Genomic DNA, 17,317 nt, shown 5'->3' with positions numbered 1-17,317 from the left:
ACTCACTGCCGCGAAGATGCCGCAATCGACTATAAAAATATTCGTATCGCCCGAACAAGGATTTCATGAAACGATCCATGAATCGATACGGTATAATCCGGCTGAACCCTCAATCGAGCGTCGTTACAGGGTGTATACTCCGCACGCATGGTCGGCAGGCCTGGCAGCGGGTTTGGTGCCCGCTGCAGGAGCTGCGGCATCCTGTGAAAATGCTGCCCTTCCTGCCGCGGCTCACCGTTTTTTCACCGACCCCGACCCTCCGTTCAGGCGGGAGTGCATGTACCTCCGGATCCGGGGCAGATGCTGCTCCCAGCGTGCCCGCAGAATGGGGAACGCATAGGGTATGTGGTGCGGAAGGATCGCCGTTCCCGTGAGCGTCTTGTAGAAGATGGTCTTCTCGTGCCCGATGACCAGGTTCTCCCGCCGGGGGATCGCATCCAGGAACTCATCCACGCTCTCGGTTTGCGCACAGGTGACGACGCCGCCCAGTTCGTGCAGCAGGTGGCCGTCGGTCCCCCCGGTCCGCCCGAGACGGTTTCTCTCGGCAATCTGCAGGGCTTTCAGGTTGTGCACCCGCGCCATGCCGCCGCAGATCACCTCGACCGCGTCGAAACGGGAGCGGATGTCGCGGGAGAGACACTCGCCGTCGATGCACCGCTCCACGCTCTGACTCAGGAAGAAGTAGCCGCAGGGATGGGCCTCGGATACGATGCAGGGGTAAGCCTCGCGTGCGTCGAGGATCTCCTGCGTGTTCAGGCGGATCGCCACATACGGGGCGGACCTCCGGTTCCTCTCCACGTACCGCCGGTAGAACTCCTGCAGATCCGCAACGCTGTAAAAGTAGAGCAGGATGTGCGGGCCGTCGCTGGCGCTGACTTCGATGCCCGGGACGACGGGCACGCCGGTATCCAGGTGTACGGCCTCGAGAACGCCGCTGATCTGGTTGTGATCCGTGATGGCGAGCCCGATCCCGAGACGGTCGGCGAGCTTCAGCGCGTCCTTCACCCTCGTGGGCGAGTCGGAGTGGTTCGTGTGGAAATGCATGTCGACCGGGAGGAGCCCCATGCAGCGGAGCTGGGCGGGGACGGGGCGAGAGAAGAGGACATCCGAACAGACCTCCGTATGCTGCATGGGCTCCCTCCCGAGGTACATCGTGCACTGTACCATTCTCCTTTCCGGTCGATTAACTGTTCGGCAGAGCCGCCTGGACGGCGCCGCCGGAGGTCCGCGCCGCGCCCCGGTTCCCGCCCCTCTGCGGGTGCGTGCGGCGGGGATGCCGATCGAATCCCGGCGCCCTGCGGTGCGGAGACCAGGATGCCGCGCGGATAGACCGGGCGAGGGGCTCTCGGGGATGGGGACCCCCGCCGCATGCCGTCATGGGGAGTTCGACCCGGGCCTGCATACCGGGACCATCCGTTTCCTGCCCGGATCCCGGTGCACCCGGAGGGCTGAAGAACGACCGCCCGCACGATTCTGCACCGCGATCCGCCGGAGAGATACCCGGTTGATGCTGGCGCCGCCATACGGCAGCACGGCGGAGGAGGGACCGGATCGAGCGGAATACGGCCATGCCGCACCGCACCGTACGGCCTCGAACGGTCCGCGTGCCTCTCGCACGCCGCCCTGCCAACAGCCGATCGTTCCGGTGAACGCGCAGGAGAGCCGCCGCCCGCCCGGGCAGGATCCGTGCCCCCATCGCCCGGAGGCGGGGAGCGGCCAAAAGCTACATTAGTATTGAGACTGAATGAGCTGGAAAAGGAGACCGGGATGGAAAGCAGCAAACTGTATGTCGGCAACCTTACGTATTCTGTCAATGCAGAACAGTTGAGGAAGTTATTCTCCCCGTATGGGGATGTGAAGGACGTCCGCGTCATCGAGCGGAAGGGGTTCGGGTTCGTGGAGATGTCCAGCCCGGAAGAGGCGGAGAAAGCAAAAGAGGCCCTGAACGAGACGGTGTTCGAGGGCCGCACGCTGCGGGTGGACGAGGCCCGCCCGCAGCAGCCGCGGCGGGAGTTCCGGCGATTCTAGACAATTTTACCCGCACAATTCCCCTCCGGATCCCGCAGGACGGATGGGAGGGCCGGCGCGTTCGCGTTCCCGGACGCCCCCGCTCCTCTCCGCAGGAGGTCCTGCAGCGCCCGGGTCAGCCCTCCCCGGGCTCGGCCGCATTCCCCGATCCCATCAGATCGGCCAGCCAGCGGGTGTCCTCCGAGCTCTCGAGGAGGATTTTCAGGACGTAGGTCAGCGGCACAGCCAGGAATACGCCGAGCCAACCCAGAACGAAGCCCCAGAAGAAGATGGAGGCGATCACGACGAACGGGGAGAGGTTAAGCCCCCGTCCTGCCATCTCGGGGAAGATGACGTTCTCGCCGACGAGGTTGATCAGCACGAGGCCGGCAATCACGATAAGCCCGCCGACCGGGCCCTGCTCGAGCAGGGCCAGGAGAAAGGGGGGGACCGCGGTCAGCAGGAATCCGATGTAGGGGATGAACCCCAGGACGAATGCGAGGAACCCCCAGAGCAGGGCGAAATCGACGCCCAGCAGGTAGAGGAAGAGACCGAATCCGATCCCGACGATGAAATTGATCTGGATGCGGATGATGAGGAACCGCACGATGCCGTCGCCGGACCGAAGCAGGTGCGCCACCATGCGGTTTCCTCTGCCCGCCTCCCCCTGCATCAGGTCGCGGAACCGCGGGACCTCCGCCAGGAGGAACGCCGTTGCCAGGAGGATGATGAAGATCTCGCTGGCAACCGTCTGGAAGAGGGAGATGAGCGACGAGAGAAGTCCCACGACGGCATCCTGGATCGCGGCATTGGACGGGATGATGGCGGAAGAGTCGATGCCGGCACCGCCCAGGGACGAACGGATCAGGGCTTCGAGCTCCAGGAACCTGTCACGGTAGAACGGGAGCCGGTCCAGGAGCTGGTTGAACGAGAGGGCGAGGAACGCGACCAGGAGAATGCCGAGCACGATCAGCCCGGCGATCAGGACCACGAACGCGAGCCAGCGGGGCAGCCCCCTCCGCTCCAGCCACTGGAGCGCTGCCGAACCGATGACGGCCAGGAACGCAGAGAAGAGGAGCGGACTGACGATGGAAGCGGCTCCGCGCATGCCGGCGAGCACGACGACCGCGGCGGCCCCGATCAGCAGGGTGCGGGCGATCGGTGGAAACCGTGCGCCGATCCCCTCCCCTCCCGTACCGGGGGAGGGCAGCACCGTCCCTTCGATCGTGCCGGCGCCTCCGTGCCCGATCCGTTCTCCCGAATGCACAGTATCTCCTATGGCATTGCCTGTATAAATGGTAATGGCTCTCTGCGGACCTTTCCGTGCTGACAGCAGGGGCGCGAGATGCGGGAGAAGAACGATCGGCAGTGGGCCCGAGGAGATTCGAACTCCTGGCCGCCCGGTTATGAGCCGGGCGCTCTGACCGGACTAAGCTACGGGCCCGTGGAAAAAAGCGCCGCCAACAGGACTCGAACCTGTGACATGCTGGTTAACAGCCAGCCACTCTACCAACTGAGTTATGGCGGCATCGTTGGTGTGACCAGTACAGTTGGTCCCCGATCGACTTAAACGTTATGTGTTCCCTTTCAGGGATTCCAGCTCCTCCACGAGCGCATCGATGTGCGCATCCAGGGTGCGGATCAGCTCCTCGGCGCGGGGGGTTGCCACCGCTCCGGCCGGGGATGCGCGGATGTAGCCCATCTGCTCCAGCACCCGCAGCGAGTAGCGGATGCGGTGGTAGGGAAGGTCCAGCTTCTCCGCCAGCTTCATGATCCCGATGGGCTGGTGGACCGCCACCACCCGCAGCACCTCTATGTGCCGCTTGAGAAGTTCGATCTCGAGCTTCACCCGATCCAGCATGCGAGCACCGATCCCGGCATCCCCTCGGGCAGAGTCATGCATGCTCCTCCAGCCAGATCTTGGCCGCCCTGTAGGAGCGGAGGAAGTACAGGGAGAGCAGGATGACGGCGACCCCCAGCAGACCCGAGATGCCCAGGGTGACCGCCGAGGGGAACAGGAACAGGATGATGACGGCTGCCGCTACGCAGAAGACGATCAGGTTCAGGAGAAGGGTGAGCCGGATGAACTTCGTCTTGAAGACCGTCTTGTGTGCCTCGTCCATCACCCAGTACATGAGTCGTCCGCATAAAAGTACTTGTGGTTGCACGGCATACGGTGTTGCTAATGGAAGAACTGGATGACGCGGTTCGGCGAAGCGGGGCTTCGGCCTACCTCCTCTATGCATCCTCCGCCGATGCGGACATGCGCTACCTCACACATTTCGTCACCTCGGATCCCGTCCCCTACATCCGGAAGGGGGGTCATCGGGGGCTGATCGTCGTCTCCCAGATGGAGTACGCGCGGGCGGTGCAGGAGTCCTCCGCGGAGGCGATCACCCGCGCGGATGCCGGTTACCTGGAGCACCTCGAGAAGGAGGGGGATCCCTGGAAGGCGCTGGCACGGACCATCGCGGGGCTCGTGGAAGGCGACGTCCTGGTCCCGCCCACCTTCCCCTTCGCGCTGGCGCAGGCGCTCCAGGCATCGCGGCGCGTGCTGCTGGACAGCGGGACGGTCGCGTCCATGCGGGCGAAGAAGAGCGGGGAGGAGATCGCCCGCATCACCGCCGCCCAGAGGGCGGCGGAATCGGCGATCGACTACGCCGTCTCCCTGATCCGGGCTTCGGTCCCCCGCAGGGGCATCCTCCACCGCGACGGCGCCCCCCTCACCTCCGAACGGGTGCGGCATGCCATGCACCGCCTCCTGCTGGAGCAGGGCTACCAGGCGTCGGAGACGATCGTCTCCTGCGGCAGGGATACCGCCATCCCCCACGTGCGGGGCAGCGGGCCGCTCCGCGAGGGCGAGCCGATCGTGATCGACGTCTTCCCCCGCTCTGAGGAGACGGGCTACCACGCGGATATGACCCGCACCGTGGTGAAGGGAGAGGCGGACCCGCGGATCCGCGAGATGTACGCCGCCGTCCGCGAGGCCGGAGCGCTGGCAGCCGCCCGGGCGGGTCCCGGGGTGAGCGGCGCGGACCTGCACCAGCAGGTGGTCGATCTCTTCCGGGAGCGGGGCTTCGAGAGCGGCACGGAGGGCTTCATCCACAACCTCGGGCACGGTGTCGGGCTCGAGGTGCACGAGCTGCCGATCGTCGGTCCCCGCGGGCAGCCGCTGTCGTCGGGGAACGTGATCACCCTCGAACCCGCTCTCTACTACCGGGACGCCGGCGGCGTGCGGCTGGAGAACCTGGGCGTCGTCGTGCAGGACGGGTTCGACTGCCTGACGCGCTACCCGATGGAGCTGGAACTATGAACGACGCGGAACTGGACCTCTACCGGGAGGCGGGGGCGATCGCCGCCCGCCTGCTGCGGAAGGGGAGGGACGAAGTCCGCGTCGGGGGTTCGGTGTTCACGGCGGTGGAGACGATCGAGTCCCTGGTGCGGGAGGCTGGGGCGGATCTCGCCTTCCCCCTCAACCTCTCCATCAACGAGAACGCGGCCCACGATACCGCGATGGAGGGGGACACCCGGGAGTTCCAGGCGGGGGACGTGGTGAAGCTGGACCTCGGCGTCCACATCGAGGGCTACATCGCGGATACGGCGACCACGATCGACCTCGGGGACAACGCCCGCCTCGTCGAAGCATCGGAGCGGGCGCTCGCCGCCGCGATCGAGCGGGTGCAGGCGGGCGCACCCATCGTCGAGATCGGCAGGGCGATCCAGGCGGAGATCGAGGCGCGGGGGTACCGCCCCGTCGCCAACCTCTCCGGCCACGGGCTCGCGCCCTACCAGATCCATACCGATCCCCACATCCCGAACATCCCCTCGGGGAGCGGCGCCGCGATCCCGCCCGGGACGGTCTTTGCCATCGAACCCTTCGCCACCAGCGGCAGCGGGATGGTGAGCGAGGGACACCGGGTGGAGATCTACCAGCAGGTGGCGGTGCGACCGGTCCGCCTGCCGGCCGCCCGCCGCCTCCTCGACCAGGTGCGGGGGCGGCGGGGTCTGCCGTTCGCCCGCCGCTGGATGGAGAGCGACAAACGCGACATCGCGCTCGGGACTCTCGTCCGCAGCGGCGTGCTGCGGGCGTACCCGGTGCTGCACGATGTGCCGGGATCGCTCGTCTCCCAGCACGAGCATACGCTCATCGTGCTGGAGGGCGAGTGCATCGTCACCACGGCCTGAGATACTATTATTCCGATTCCTGTCCAAGGTACAAAGTTGCATTCATGTCAGGCGAGGAAGCGAACGAGATCCTGGATATCATGGAGGCGCTGCTCACCGCCGAGATCGTCAACCAGAACCCTGCCCTCGACTGGAACGATCTCACTCCGGCGTGCCGGGACCTCTACGGGGTCAACGGCAGCAGTGGGGAGCTGAAACGCCCCGTAATGGTGAGCGAAGGGGCGATCCAGCGGGTGCTCGGGATCCCGAACGCCTATGAGCGGGTCAGGAAGAACCCGTTCGTGGGCTACGAGGAGTTCGGGCAGCGTCTCTCCATCACGGCGGTCGAGCCGGCGGCGCGGTGGTTCCTGAAGCGGGGAGGGCGGGATCGCATCCAGCGCAATCCCGCTCTCGCCTACTTCTTCGAGCGGTTCGACTCGGCGGACTTCTCCTACCGCGCGGCGAAAGAGAGCAACCCGCTCTTCGAGGACACCCGGTCGTACCTGGATGCGAAGATATCCCGCGTGATCGCGGAGAGCGAACCGCTCCGCGGGGCGATGGATCTCCTCATCGTCAGCGCCCCGGAGGAGATCGAGCAGCGGCTCGCCGATCTGGTCTGCACCCCGCGGCAGCAGGAGTTCGTGCAGGAGATCGAGACCGCGCTGCAGCACCGCGAGTTCCTCCGCGCCCACCGCATCTACGAGATCGGCAAGATCCTCTTCGTGGGGCCCCCGGGAACGGGGAAGACCTCGCTCGCCCTCGCCCTCTCGCACCGCCTCCACCTGCCCCTCCTGGAGGTCCGCCTCTCGATGATCACCTCCCAGTACCTGGGGGAGACCTCGAAAAACATCGACCGCGTCTTCGAGTTCGCGAAAAGGCTCTCCCCCTGCATCCTGTTCATCGACGAGTTCGACTACGTGGCGAAGAGCCGGGTGACAGACGACCACGGCGCCATGAAGCGTGCGGTGAACATGCTCCTGAAAAACATCGACAGCAGCAGCCTGATCCGGGACGGGGTCCTGCTCATCGGCGCCACCAACCACCCCCAGCTGCTGGACGAGGCGGCCTGGCGGCGGTTCGACCAGGTGGTCGAGTTCGCCCTGCCGGACTGCCGGATGCGGCGGGACATCCTGGCGTCGGTGACGGCGACGCTGGACTGCCGCGCCGACCTCGACGCACTGGCGGCGCGGACGGAAGGGTTCTCCGGCGCCGATCTGCGCATGATGGTCAAAGAAGCGGTGATCTCCGCGCTCACGCGGCAGAAGCAGGAGATCGGCGAGGAGGATATGGAGAAGGGCATCCTCCTCGTAGAGGAGCGCAACGCCCTGAAATACGGCAGCTGGGTGTAGGATGCGGATCACGCTTCTCGGCACGGGCGACGCGGTGGGTACCCCCAAGGTGGGCTGCTGCTGCCCCACCTGCGCCGCGGCGTCGGGGGAGGGGCGGTCGAGGCTCCGCACCTCGATCCTGGTGGAGGCCGAAGGAAAGCATATCCTGATCGACACGTCGCCCGACCTGCGGCAGCAGCTGCTGCGGAGCGGATCGCCGCACATCGATGCGGTCTTCTGGACGCACGGACACTACGACCACTACGCCGGCTACGGCGACTTCTACCGCGTCCAGGAGACGCCCCCGGTCTACGGGGCAGCGGGGGTGGTGGAGTACTGCTCCTCGTTCTTCGCCTTCCTCTCCTTCGAGCAGCATCCCCTCCCCCCCTACCGCCCCTTCGACCTCTTCGGGCTGCGGATCACACCGATTCCCGTCAACCACCCGCCGGTCTCCTGCTGCGGGCTGCTGCTGGAGCACGACGGGGCATCCGTCGGCTACACCGCGGACACGGCGAGCGAGCTGCCGGAGCGGAGCCTGGCGCTCCTGCGGGGCGTGGACCTCCTCCTCCTGGACGCGATCGTGCCGCCGGGAATCCGCATTCCCAAGCACATGAACTACGCGGAGGCCTGCTCCCTGGCGGAGTCCCTCGGCGCCGGGGATTACCGGACGGTCCACATGAGCCACCTGGTGCCCTGGGACCTCCCCCGTCTGGGGAGGGATATGGAGTGCATCCGATTGTGAGATTCCCCCTCCTGCGGGTGCAGGATGCCGGGGTATAAAAAGTCTTTTTACGTCCCGTCGACGTATGCTAAGGTGCAATGGAGATCAAGGTTCTGGAACTGAACGAGAACAGGGCGCGAATCCTCTTCGTCGGCGAAGGCCACACCTTCATGAACCTCCTCGCCTCCGAGATCCTGAAAGATCCCGAGGTGGACGTGGCACGCTACCGCATGGAGTACCAGTTCTCCGATCCCGAGCTGCTGGTGACCACCCGCGGCAGCCGGAATCCCGTCAGCGCGATCCGCGATGCCTGCAGCCGCATCGCAGCCGAATGCGACGACCTCCTGGCAGAGCTGCCGTGATCGGATAGAAAAGATAGCGCCCGGGGAGCGGCAGAAACCGTGCCGGGGCGGAGGAGGTCCCCCTGCTATACTCTCTTTTTGGCTCGAAATTCCCATCAAGAGCCTGTGCAGGGCTCTCGGGTGTATCTCCGGGGAAGGGCCTCTCTCCTCCGGCCCCTTCGTGCGACAGAGAGCATCCTGCCCGGCATTCCCGGTCCGATACGGCCCTGTCGCACGATCCCCCTCCCCTCGGGGAAGGGGGAATGCGGATCGTCGACGGGTCATCCGCGGGATGGGTGGAAAATACGCCGGGGAGCTTTTCTCCAGAGCCTTTTTTTTTACACGCGCTCTGTGAAGATGATGGAGCCGGCGATCTTGGTGATTCTCACCTGCACCTTCTGGCCGGGCTTGGCGTTGGCGACGTAGATGGTGTACTTCCCCTCGCGCACGACACCGTCGCCCCGCTTGCTCAGGGACTGGATCTCCAGGTCCAGGATGGCGCCCTCTTCGAACTTCTTCGCGACCGCCTCCGTACGGGGCTTCCGTTTCCGCACCGGGCGGTGCCCGCCGCAGGCCTCGCAGCGGAGCACCAGCACCCGCCCGTCCTTGACGAGGCGGGTGTCCGGACGCCCGCACTCCGAGCAGATCACGTAGTCGTCGACGTAGTTGTGGATGACCGCGCTGATCGTCGCCTGGTCGAATTTGCCCGAGAAGACCGCCCGGCTCCCCTCGATCTTGCCGGCCGTGCCGAGTTCGCCCACCAGGTACTTCATCAGCTCGTCCGGTTCGCGCCGCAGCTTGTCCGCGATCTCTGCGAAGTTCTCCAGCACCGTGGTCTTGCCCTCGACGAACGCCCGGGGCTCCGGGATCACGAATCGCTCGTGCCGCTCGTCGGTGCGGGTGATGCCAGCGTAGGCCTTCTTCAAAAGCTCCTCGTAGGTGTCTGTCATGCATTTATATATGGGGCGGGCGATGAGAAAAAGGTCGCACCCGCCCCGTCCGGTGCAGACATGCTTATCTAGCCCGGGACAGACATTTCACGGTACATGCTGTCTGCCGAGGACCTGGCCTATCTGCGGGCCGAACTGAAACGTGACCCGACTCCCCTGGAGATCGCCGCATTCGACAACCTCTGGAGCGAGCACTGCAGCTACCGCTCCACAAAGACCCTTCTCCGCACGCTCCCGACCGAGGGGCCCAACGTGATCCTGGGTCCGGGGGACGATGCCGCCGTGGTGCAGTTCTCCGATACCTGTGCGATCGTCATCGGGATGGAGAGCCACAACCACCCCAGCTACGTGGATCCCTACCACGGTGCCGCCACCGGGGTGGGAGGCATCGTGCGGGACGTGATCTCGATGGGGGGGCGGCCGATCGCCCTCATGGACCCCCTCTACTTCGGGCCGCTCGCCGAGGCGAAGAACCGCTACCTGTTCGAGCACGTGGTCGCCGGCATCGGGGACTACGGCAACTGCATCGGGGTGCCGGTGGTGCGGGGGGAGGTGGTCTTCGACGAGAGCTACCGCGGGAACCCGCTGGTGAACGTGGTCTGCGTGGGCGTGGTGCACCCGAAGCGCTACGTCACGGCGCGGGCGAAGCGTCCGGGGAGCCGCCTGGTGCTGGTCGGGTCGGCCACCGGCAGGGACGGTCTCGGCGGGGCGTCCTTCGCCTCGCGGGACCTTGGGGTCTCCGCGGAGGCGCTGGACCGCCCCAGCGTGCAGATCGGCGATCCCTACACCGAGAAGCTGATCATCGACGCGACCCTGGAGATGGTGGAGAGCGGGGCGGTGCTCTCCTGCAAAGACCTGGGAGCCGCCGGCCTCGCCGGCGCCAGCAGCGAGATGTGCAGCACGCTCGGCGGCATCATCACGGCAGACAGGGTGCACCTGCGGGAGGAGGGGATGAATGCCGTCGAGATCATGCTCGCGGAATCCCAGGAGCGGATGCTCTTCGAGGTCGCCCCCGGGGACGTGCCCCGGATAGGTGCCATCGCCGAGAAGTACGATCTCTGCTGGAGCGACATCGGCGAGGTGATCCCCGAGCCGCGCTACATCGTCCAGTTCAAGGGGGAGATCGTCTGCGACGTCCCCATCGCGCTCCTGACCGGCGGGGCGCCCCTCTGCTTCTGGGAGAAGCGGGCCTACACTGCGGAGAGGCCGTTTTCGAGGCCCGGTGCGGATATAAAGGATCTGGCCCTGGCGGTGCTCTCCCATCCGGATGTTGCCGGGAAGGACTGGGTCTTCGAGCAGTACGACCGCCACGTGCAGCTGCGGTCGGTCTCGCTCGAGGGGGACGCCGCCGTGCTCCGCCTGGAGGACCGGGCGCTCGTCCTCTCCTGCGGCTGCAATCCGCGGCACATCTACCTGCGGCCGTACGAGGGGACGGGGAACGCGGTCGTCGAGAACGCGGCGAACCTCGCCTGCCTGGGCGCCGAGCCCCTCTGTCTGGTGAACTGCCTGAACTTCGCCAGCCCCATCCACCCCGAGGTCTACTGGCAGATGGAGGAGTGCGTGCGCGGGCTCGGGGACATGGCGAGACGCCTGGGCATACCCGTCGTGGGGGGCAACGTCTCGCTCTACAACGAGAGCGACGAGTTCGGGACCCAGGTGAAACCCACCCCCTCCCTCGGGATGGCGGGACGGGGCGAGGTGCGGAGGGCGGGCCGCCCGAGGGACGGGTGCACCCTCGCGGTCATCGGCGAGGGCGCGGCGGCGTTCGGCGGGTCCGTGCTCGACGCCGTGAGCGGCTGCGGGGGCGAGGCCCCGCCGCTGGCGGATCCGCGGACGGTCGCGGCGGTGCGGGATCTCGTGCAGGCGGGCAGCATCGAGGCGGCGACCGACATCTCGCGGGGCGGGCTGCTGGCGGCCCTCGCCAGGCTCGCCCCCCGCTCCGAGATCGCCCTCCGGGGCGACATGCTGGACGAGCTCTTCTCGGAGTCCTACGGACGGTTCCTGGTGGCGCTGCGGGACGGGGTGCCCCTCTGCAACGTCGGGTACCGGGCGATCGGCACCACCGGCGGGGACGCGCTGCGGATCCGCTGCGGATCCCAGCGCCTCGTCCTCGAGGAGGGGGAGATCGAGGCGGCGCTCTCCGCCACCACCCGCACTATGCGCTACTGACCCGCCGCACCGTCTCCACGAATCGCTGGATCTTCTCGCCCTCCGGCAGGTCCCGGTGCGTGAAGATCTCCCCCTTCTTCACCTGCACCCCGCGGGCGGCAAGACCCCGCTTCAGGAGCTCCATGCTGACCCCCGGTGAGCCCCCGCAGGTGACGTAGACGATCCCTTTCTTTCCCCTCGCCCCGGTCAGGGCGTCCAGGGCGGAGTTCATGGCGGGGGTGGGTTTCCCCGCCCACACGGGGGATCCCACGACCAGGGTGTCGCAGGCGGAGACGTCGATTGCCTTCGGCTCAATGGGATCCCTTCGACCCAGCCGGGCGCGGAACGCTCCGATCAGGTATACCGTGACGGCGTTGTAGCCGCTCTTGTCCCGCACCTCGATCCGCTCGCCCCCGAGTTCGGAGGCGCAGCGCTCGGCGACGCCCCGTGTGTGGCCGTCCCGCGAGTGGTAGATGTAGCATATCGGCATGGCCGAAGATCCCGAGAAGGAGGATATATGCTTTGCCCCCTGTCCGCCCTGCGAGCCGGCAGGCGGGAAGGAGGTATGGTGCTGGAGTGCCGTGCGGGGACATTGGGGCCGTAATGGCATCGTTGCCATCCTGCGACTCCGGGAGACGGAGGAAGTTCTTTCCCTGCCTGCCATCCATCATGCGATCCGCACGGGAATGGTGATAAGAGGCGGCGAGTTGAGATGTTCTGCCCTCCCTCCCCGGGATCTTTTCCCCCTCCGAGGCTATCCGGACTGGCGGGGTGGGGGCGCGGGGGAACCTCTCCCCTCCCCTTCCCCCCTCTTTCAATGGGGGGAGAGTAGCGACAGGACTCGATTGGGATCCTGTAGAAGACCCGGAACGTTGCTTCGGAGTCGCAGGGGGAGTCCGGTGCACCCAACAGAATTGGATGTATCGGACTGCCGGGCGGAGATTCGGAGGGGATCCCTGGTGCGATGGACCTTGATCGAGGGGGCAGGGGAGCGATGCATCCGTGTCACGCCGCCCTACTCGGGATCGCAGGGACCGGAGGAAAAGCATCCGCCCCTCCTCCCCCTCTTCAGGAGGATAGGGCCTGTCCAGGGGGCAGCGGGAGTTCGGATTGTCACCCCTGCTCGGGTCGAACTTTCCTGGTTCCCCGGCGGCGAGGAGAGTCTTATCCGCGATCCGGAACAGGCCTTCCATCGTACGGGGGTGCGTGGAACCCACTCACCTCCTGCACCTCGCCCCCCCCGAATGGTATGGGCCCCCGGTCCGGTGCAACCGGACCGAGAGATGTGCGAATGATTCGCAGAACACGAGAGGATCCGGGTTGCAAAAGATGACAGGTTACCGCGAGAACGGCAGCAAGTATGCCCGATCCCCCCCTGTCGCCCGCATGAGAGCTTTCACCGGGCCGAGGCCGCGGGTGCGGACCGGATCCATGGTAGCACAGAGAGCACCGCTGGCGGCTGTACCCCCGGTCGAAAGGGATCGGGAGGCGGTGTTGAGGAATGGTTTTAAAAAGGAGAGGCTCATCGGAGGGCTATTTTTTGAACTGCGGCATCAAGGCGCGGATCTCTCTTCCCACCTGCTCGATCAGGTGCTCCTCGTCCCTCGCCGTGAGGGCGTTGAAGACCGGACGGTTCACCTGGTTCTCCAGGATCCACTCCTTGGCGAACTCCCCGCTCTGGATCTCCTCCAGGATCTCCTGCATCGCCAGGTAGACCTCCGCTCCGATCACCCGTGGGCCCCGCGTGAGGTCGCCGTACTGGGCGGTGTTGCTGATGGACGAGCGCATGTGGGATATCCCGCCCTCGTAGATGAGGTCCACGATCAGCTTCAGCTCGTGCAGGACCTCCAGGTAGGCCATCTCCGGGGCATAGCCGGCGTCCACCAGCGTCTCGAAGCCCGCCTTGATGAGTGCGGTCGTCCCCCCGCAGAGGACCGCCTGCTCGCCGAAGAGATCGGTCTCGGTCTCCTCGCGGAAGGTGGTCTCGAGCACGACCGCCCGCGTGGCCCCGATCCCCCGGGCGTAGGCGAGCGCGATCTCCTTGGCCCTGCCGCTGAAGTCCTGGTGGACGGCGATGAGCGCGGGGACGCCCTTCCCCTCCTCGTACTGGCGGCGGACCATCCTGCCGGGCCCCTTGGGCGCGATCATGGTCACGTCCACGTTATCGGGGGGCACGATCTGCCCGTAGTGGATGTTGAACCCGTGGGAGAACGAGAGGACGTCCCCCTCCTCCAGGTACGGAGCAATCTCCGCTCTGTATACGGCTCCCTGCGACTCGTCGGGGAGGAGGATCTGGATCATGTCGGCCTGTTTCGCCGCCTCCTTCACCGTAAAGACATCCAGACCATCCTCGATCGCCGTCCTCCAGCTCTTCCCCTGGCGGAGCCCGATGATCACGTCGAGGCCGCTGTCCCGCAGGTTCAGCGCCTGTCCTCTTCCCTGCGAACCGTATCCGATAACGGCTATCCTCTTCCCTTCGAGGTAGGAGAGATCCGCATCTTCCTCGTAGTATCTCTTGATTGCATTGTCCATGCATGAGATATGGGCCGGAAGGGAAATAAATATTATATATTACTAAAAGATTTGATCGTGTTATTTTCCCAGGCAGAGGGGTCAGCCGGTAGAGATCCCCTGGCAATGGAGTTATACGATGGAATTACCCGATGTACAGTCGACCTGTCCCGATATCCGGATAAACCTGACGCGCGTTGGAGTGAAGAACGTCAATAAACTGGTGGAAGTGGCCCGACCCGGGAAACGGCCGGTCATCTTCATCTCCAACTTCGATGTCTTCGTGGATCTGCCCGCGAGCCTGAAGGGCGCCAACCTGTCCCGCAACTTCGAGGTGATCGACGAAGTGCTCCAGCAGGCGATCGAGGGGGAGGTCAAGGAGATAGAGGAGCTCTGCAGTTTTGTTGCCCGCAGGCTCCTGGATCGGCACGAGTACGCGGATCGTACGGAAGTGCTGATGAAGAGCCAGTTCATGGTCAAGCGCGAGACGCCCGTAAGTCAGACCAGCTGCCACGAGGTCGTCAACGTCCATGCGGGCGCGGTGGCGAAGCGGACCGCCGACGAGCCGATCGTCCGCAAGTTCATCGGCGCCGAGGTGACGGGGATGACTGCCTGCCCCTGTGCGCAGAACATCATGAAGGACCGTGCGATGCAGGTGATGCAGGATCTCGACATCCCCGCGGAGAAGATGGAGAGGTTCTTCGAGGAGGTGCCCATGGCGACCCACAACCAGCGGGGGCGGGGTTTCCTCTGCATCGAGACCGACGACGATCAGCACGTGGGGCTGGAGAAGATCATCCGCATCCTGAAAGACTCGATGAGCGCGCGGATCTTCGAGCTGCTCAAGCGCGGGGACGAGAGCTACGTGGTGCTCGAAGCGCACAAGAATCCACGGTTCGTCGAGGACTGCGTGCGGGAGATGGCGAGAATGGTCCTGATGGAGTTCAAGGATCTCCCGGCGGATGCGGTGATCACGATCAAGCAGACGAACGAGGAGAGCATCCACCAGCACAACGCCTACGCCGAGCGGAAGGCGACGCTTGCCGAGCTGATGGTGGAGATGGAAGGGGAGCCCGTCTGAGTGGATGGGAGCCTGCAAACCCTCCCGGATTCCATTTCGTAGTTATATCCGATAGGGATTTTCTGGACGTATCCAGAAGCACATGCATAGTGCTGAACGGAAGGGGAGCTCTTCCGTCAGGACTTTTTTTGGGTAACCTCACTCACAATCACAGAAGGCTCTTCTCGGGGGAACCAGGCCGCATGAGAGTCCGGGAAGCGGCAAGCAACCAGAACAGCTGCACCGGTGCAGCTGTTCGGAGTACGATGCCGGTACTGTCTCATTCCCCTTCACCAGGGTGAACCAATGTACCGGATAGTTCTTCTGGTCGTCCCGGGGGCCGTAGACCAGGATACGGTATTTCCCGGGCGTGATCGTGCCGTTGGTACCATATTTTTAAAGCGTAGTCCGTGCCGCGGTCGATCGCATAATCCCCGTCTCCCCCGGCGGTGTCCCAGGCACGCACCCGCAGGAACATCTCGTTGGGCTGCAGCCGGAACCCTGCATCCACGGAAGGTACGTTGACGACATCCAACCAGTTTCCATTAACGTTTTTTTGAACGAGGTCATTCCAAAACTCTCCAGATCGGGAGGGCACAAGCCAGGTATATTAGCCCCAGGAATGAATGTTCATACCGTTCAGGGAACGATCTTCTTGAAGGCCTCGATCCAGCTGAAGACCCGCTTGATAGCGCCTCGGCTTTTATAGAGATTCTTATCATACTGAATCGGTCTGTCTCTCTTGGGATATTTCCGCTTTATCGGATTGATCGGGATATTGCTCTTAATCCCACGGTTCCGGTTATACTGGCGGATGGCATGCGTGTCGTAGGACGCATCCGCGGTGATGATCCCCGGTTTTTCAGATCTTTCGGGAATCTCGAATGCTCCCACCGTTGACTTGTAGAGGAGAGAATCGAGGATGTTCGCCGGAGCAACCGTGCAGGCTACGGGGCGACCGTTCTGATCGACCAGGGCGCTCAGCTTGTTCCCATTCACCTTCTTATAGCCATCATACCCGATATCTCCCCCTTTTCGCGGAGATATCCTTGGTATCGGTGATGCAGTGGGAAAGGTCGGGCTTCTGGGGGTCCTAGCCGGACTGGAGGAGATCCAGATCGCCTGATACGCTCCCCGTCTGCAGAGCTCGAGGTGGTACCGGTGGATGGTTGATTTTTTACCGCATTTGGTGGGAGTATCGCTCCAGGTGCACCCGATGGTCAGGACGTAGAAGATGCCGTTGAGGATCTGCCGAGGGTCGCGTCGGGGACCGGCCGGTGTGCGGTTTCCGGGGAGGCAGATGCTTCCGGAGAATTTCCCAGAGATCGTCGTTGATTTCCTGAAATGTCATGCCCCGGGCTTAGGGTTCGCCAGGGTCTCATACTTTTGGGATGTCCTCGTTTTCCAAAAAACGACGATCGCACCCCGATAGGACCTATTGCCCTTCCATCACTCGATAGAACTTCATTAATATTGGAATAGTCAGCGAATCGTTGGATAGCCTTAATAGAAGTATCTTCCCCCAAGGAGGGCATAACCTCCATCATCCGTCTGCAGGACTTCATGGATAACATTCGACGTCCGGCTCGGAGTGGAGACCCAAGGAATCGTAGTATTCCACTGCGCATCCCCGGAACTGTCTACTTTTCTTACCGCCAGATCCAGATTCGTTCTGTTCATGGAGAAGAATCCCTGAGACTGAATGGGTGAAAAGCTGATCAGAATAAATCCCTGATCGGATGCATGTTTTGGATATTCTGTTAAGGGAACGATCCTCTCCTCCTCGATAGCTCCCTCGTGGCTGATCAGGACTTCGACGATCTTCCAAGAGTTGTTCGCATTCTTTCCCGAATCCTCCACTGCATAGAGGATTGTATACCCGCGATCTGGTTGTTCATGCATGTCGAGCAGGGAACTGTTCGTTTCGGCCAGAAAAACGTCCCAGACGACGGTCGCGTTGGCATCCATCTTTACAACCAATATCCTTCCTTGGGCTGGATATTGTGCCCCTTGTTCAAAGGTTAATCCTCCGACGATGTATCCACCATCCGAGGTCGTGGCAATCGAGCGTACCGTCTCCAGGTCCG

At 64.1% G+C, this 17,317-nt stretch carries 17 protein-coding genes and 2 tRNA genes; 8 read left to right on the top strand and 11 right to left on the bottom strand.

Going from position 1 to position 17,317, the window contains the following annotated elements:
- Window positions 1-231: 231 nt before the first annotated feature.
- Window positions 232-1,167, bottom strand: coding sequence for a PHP-associated domain-containing protein (locus QMC96_04325; GenBank protein MDI6875982.1), 936 nt, complete (start codon window positions 1,165-1,167; stop codon window positions 232-234).
- A 600-nt stretch (window positions 1,168-1,767) separates the two neighbouring features.
- On the opposite strand from QMC96_04325, the gene QMC96_04320 reads away from it, so the two are divergent.
- Window positions 1,768-2,028, top strand: a complete 261-nt coding sequence (locus QMC96_04320) for an RNA-binding protein (GenBank protein ID MDI6875981.1) — start codon at window positions 1,768-1,770, stop codon at window positions 2,026-2,028.
- A gap of 115 nt (window positions 2,029-2,143) precedes the next feature.
- Here QMC96_04320 and QMC96_04315 read toward each other — a convergent pair whose 3' ends face one another.
- The 5 genes from QMC96_04315 to QMC96_04295 all read right to left on the bottom strand — a co-directional run bounded on the left by QMC96_04315 (window position 2,144) and on the right by QMC96_04295 (window position 4,130).
- Complete coding sequence (locus QMC96_04315; protein MDI6875980.1) at window positions 2,144-3,274, bottom strand: AI-2E family transporter; 1,131 nt, start codon at window positions 3,272-3,274, stop codon at window positions 2,144-2,146.
- Window positions 3,275-3,376: 102 nt separating this feature from the next.
- Window positions 3,377-3,451: transfer RNA gene (locus tag QMC96_04310), tRNA-Ile, on the bottom strand.
- Between the two features lie 11 nt (window positions 3,452-3,462).
- Window positions 3,463-3,535: transfer RNA gene (locus tag QMC96_04305), tRNA-Asn, on the bottom strand.
- Window positions 3,536-3,580: 45 nt separating this feature from the next.
- The gene (locus QMC96_04300; protein MDI6875979.1) at window positions 3,581-3,868 is read right to left on the bottom strand and encodes a hypothetical protein; all 288 of its coding nucleotides are present in this window, start codon (window positions 3,866-3,868) and stop codon (window positions 3,581-3,583) included.
- Window positions 3,869-3,902: 34 nt separating this feature from the next.
- Window positions 3,903-4,130 carry a hypothetical protein gene (locus QMC96_04295; protein MDI6875978.1) on the bottom strand — a complete coding sequence of 76 codons (228 nt, stop codon included), beginning with the start codon at window positions 4,128-4,130 and terminating at the stop codon, window positions 3,903-3,905.
- A 62-nt stretch (window positions 4,131-4,192) separates the two neighbouring features.
- On the opposite strand from QMC96_04295, the gene QMC96_04290 reads away from it, so the two are divergent.
- The 5 genes from QMC96_04290 to QMC96_04270 all read left to right on the top strand — a co-directional run bounded on the left by QMC96_04290 (window position 4,193) and on the right by QMC96_04270 (window position 8,582).
- Window positions 4,193-5,320: a Xaa-Pro peptidase family protein gene (locus QMC96_04290; GenBank protein MDI6875977.1), complete on the top strand. Its 1,128-nt coding sequence runs from the start codon at window positions 4,193-4,195 to the stop codon at window positions 5,318-5,320.
- Window positions 5,317-6,192, top strand: coding sequence for a type II methionyl aminopeptidase (gene map, locus QMC96_04285; protein ID MDI6875976.1), 876 nt, complete (start codon window positions 5,317-5,319; stop codon window positions 6,190-6,192). Before QMC96_04290 ends, map begins: the two co-directional genes overlap by 4 nt.
- Window positions 6,193-6,236: 44 nt before the next feature.
- Window positions 6,237-7,520 carry an ATP-binding protein gene (locus tag QMC96_04280; GenBank protein MDI6875975.1) on the top strand — a complete coding sequence of 428 codons (1,284 nt, stop codon included), beginning with the start codon at window positions 6,237-6,239 and terminating at the stop codon, window positions 7,518-7,520.
- Between the two features lies 1 nt (window position 7,521).
- Window positions 7,522-8,241, top strand: coding sequence for an MBL fold metallo-hydrolase (locus QMC96_04275; GenBank protein MDI6875974.1), 720 nt, complete (start codon window positions 7,522-7,524; stop codon window positions 8,239-8,241).
- Window positions 8,242-8,318: 77 nt separating this feature from the next.
- Window positions 8,319-8,582 carry a DNA-directed RNA polymerase subunit L gene (locus QMC96_04270; protein ID MDI6875973.1) on the top strand — a complete coding sequence of 88 codons (264 nt, stop codon included), beginning with the start codon at window positions 8,319-8,321 and terminating at the stop codon, window positions 8,580-8,582.
- A 317-nt stretch (window positions 8,583-8,899) separates the two neighbouring features.
- Here QMC96_04270 and QMC96_04265 read toward each other — a convergent pair whose 3' ends face one another.
- Window positions 8,900-9,511: a translation initiation factor IF-2 subunit beta gene (locus tag QMC96_04265; GenBank protein MDI6875972.1), complete on the bottom strand. Its 612-nt coding sequence runs from the start codon at window positions 9,509-9,511 to the stop codon at window positions 8,900-8,902.
- Between the two features lie 96 nt (window positions 9,512-9,607).
- Here QMC96_04265 and purL point away from each other — a divergent pair, with 96 nt between their 5' ends.
- Window positions 9,608-11,680 carry a phosphoribosylformylglycinamidine synthase subunit PurL gene (gene purL, locus QMC96_04260; GenBank protein MDI6875971.1) on the top strand — a complete coding sequence of 691 codons (2,073 nt, stop codon included), beginning with the start codon at window positions 9,608-9,610 and terminating at the stop codon, window positions 11,678-11,680.
- Here the strand turns inward: purL and QMC96_04255 are convergent.
- Complete coding sequence (locus QMC96_04255; GenBank protein MDI6875970.1) at window positions 11,667-12,149, bottom strand: NAD(P)H-dependent oxidoreductase; 483 nt, start codon at window positions 12,147-12,149, stop codon at window positions 11,667-11,669. The genes purL and QMC96_04255 overlap by 14 nt on opposite strands.
- Before the next feature lie 1,043 nt (window positions 12,150-13,192).
- Window positions 13,193-14,191: a ketol-acid reductoisomerase gene (gene ilvC, locus QMC96_04250; GenBank protein ID MDI6875969.1), complete on the bottom strand. Its 999-nt coding sequence runs from the start codon at window positions 14,189-14,191 to the stop codon at window positions 13,193-13,195.
- A 118-nt stretch (window positions 14,192-14,309) separates the two neighbouring features.
- On the opposite strand from ilvC, the gene mptA reads away from it, so the two are divergent.
- The gene (mptA, locus tag QMC96_04245; protein ID MDI6875968.1) at window positions 14,310-15,251 is read left to right on the top strand and encodes a GTP cyclohydrolase MptA; all 942 of its coding nucleotides are present in this window, start codon (window positions 14,310-14,312) and stop codon (window positions 15,249-15,251) included.
- A gap of 618 nt (window positions 15,252-15,869) precedes the next feature.
- Here the strand turns inward: mptA and QMC96_04240 are convergent.
- Together QMC96_04240 and QMC96_04235 are read right to left on the bottom strand one after the other, a co-directional pair.
- On the bottom strand, window positions 15,870-16,532 hold the full coding sequence (locus QMC96_04240) for an IS5 family transposase (protein MDI6875967.1): 663 nt from the start codon (window positions 16,530-16,532) through the stop codon (window positions 15,870-15,872).
- Window positions 16,533-16,733: 201 nt separating this feature from the next.
- A partial coding sequence (locus tag QMC96_04235) for a hypothetical protein (protein ID MDI6875966.1) occupies window positions 16,734-17,317 on the bottom strand: 584 nt, incomplete at its 5' end.

This window comes from Methanomicrobiales archaeon, assembly GCA_030019205.1.
In the GTDB taxonomy this organism is placed as follows: Archaea; Halobacteriota; Methanomicrobia; order Methanomicrobiales; family JACTUA01; genus JASEFH01.
Note: the sequence above shows the minus strand (reverse complement) of the source record. Positions and strands in the feature narration are given on the sequence as shown.

Bases quoted from the DNA above. Each gene is read 5' to 3' on its own strand.
- QMC96_04325 (MDI6875982.1), bottom strand. From the start codon at position 1,167: ATGGTACAGTGCACGATGTACCTCGGGAGGGAGCCCATGCAGCATACG.
- QMC96_04320 (MDI6875981.1), top strand. From the start codon at position 1,768: ATGGAAAGCAGCAAACTGTATGTCGGCAACCTTACGTATTCTGTCAAT.
- QMC96_04300 (MDI6875979.1), bottom strand. From the start codon at position 3,868: ATGCTGGATCGGGTGAAGCTCGAGATCGAACTTCTCAAGCGGCACATA.
- QMC96_04295 (MDI6875978.1), bottom strand. From the start codon at position 4,130: ATGGACGAGGCACACAAGACGGTCTTCAAGACGAAGTTCATCCGGCTC.
- QMC96_04290 (MDI6875977.1), top strand. From the start codon at position 4,193: ATGGAAGAACTGGATGACGCGGTTCGGCGAAGCGGGGCTTCGGCCTAC.
- map (MDI6875976.1), top strand. From the start codon at position 5,317: ATGAACGACGCGGAACTGGACCTCTACCGGGAGGCGGGGGCGATCGCC.
- QMC96_04280 (MDI6875975.1), top strand. From the start codon at position 6,237: ATGTCAGGCGAGGAAGCGAACGAGATCCTGGATATCATGGAGGCGCTG.
- QMC96_04275 (MDI6875974.1), top strand. From the start codon at position 7,522: ATGCGGATCACGCTTCTCGGCACGGGCGACGCGGTGGGTACCCCCAAG.
- QMC96_04270 (MDI6875973.1), top strand. From the start codon at position 8,319: ATGGAGATCAAGGTTCTGGAACTGAACGAGAACAGGGCGCGAATCCTC.
- QMC96_04265 (MDI6875972.1), bottom strand. From the start codon at position 9,511: ATGACAGACACCTACGAGGAGCTTTTGAAGAAGGCCTACGCTGGCATC.
- purL (MDI6875971.1), top strand. From the start codon at position 9,608: ATGCTGTCTGCCGAGGACCTGGCCTATCTGCGGGCCGAACTGAAACGT.
- QMC96_04255 (MDI6875970.1), bottom strand. From the start codon at position 12,149: ATGCCGATATGCTACATCTACCACTCGCGGGACGGCCACACACGGGGC.
- ilvC (MDI6875969.1), bottom strand. From the start codon at position 14,191: ATGGACAATGCAATCAAGAGATACTACGAGGAAGATGCGGATCTCTCC.
- mptA (MDI6875968.1), top strand. From the start codon at position 14,310: ATGGAATTACCCGATGTACAGTCGACCTGTCCCGATATCCGGATAAAC.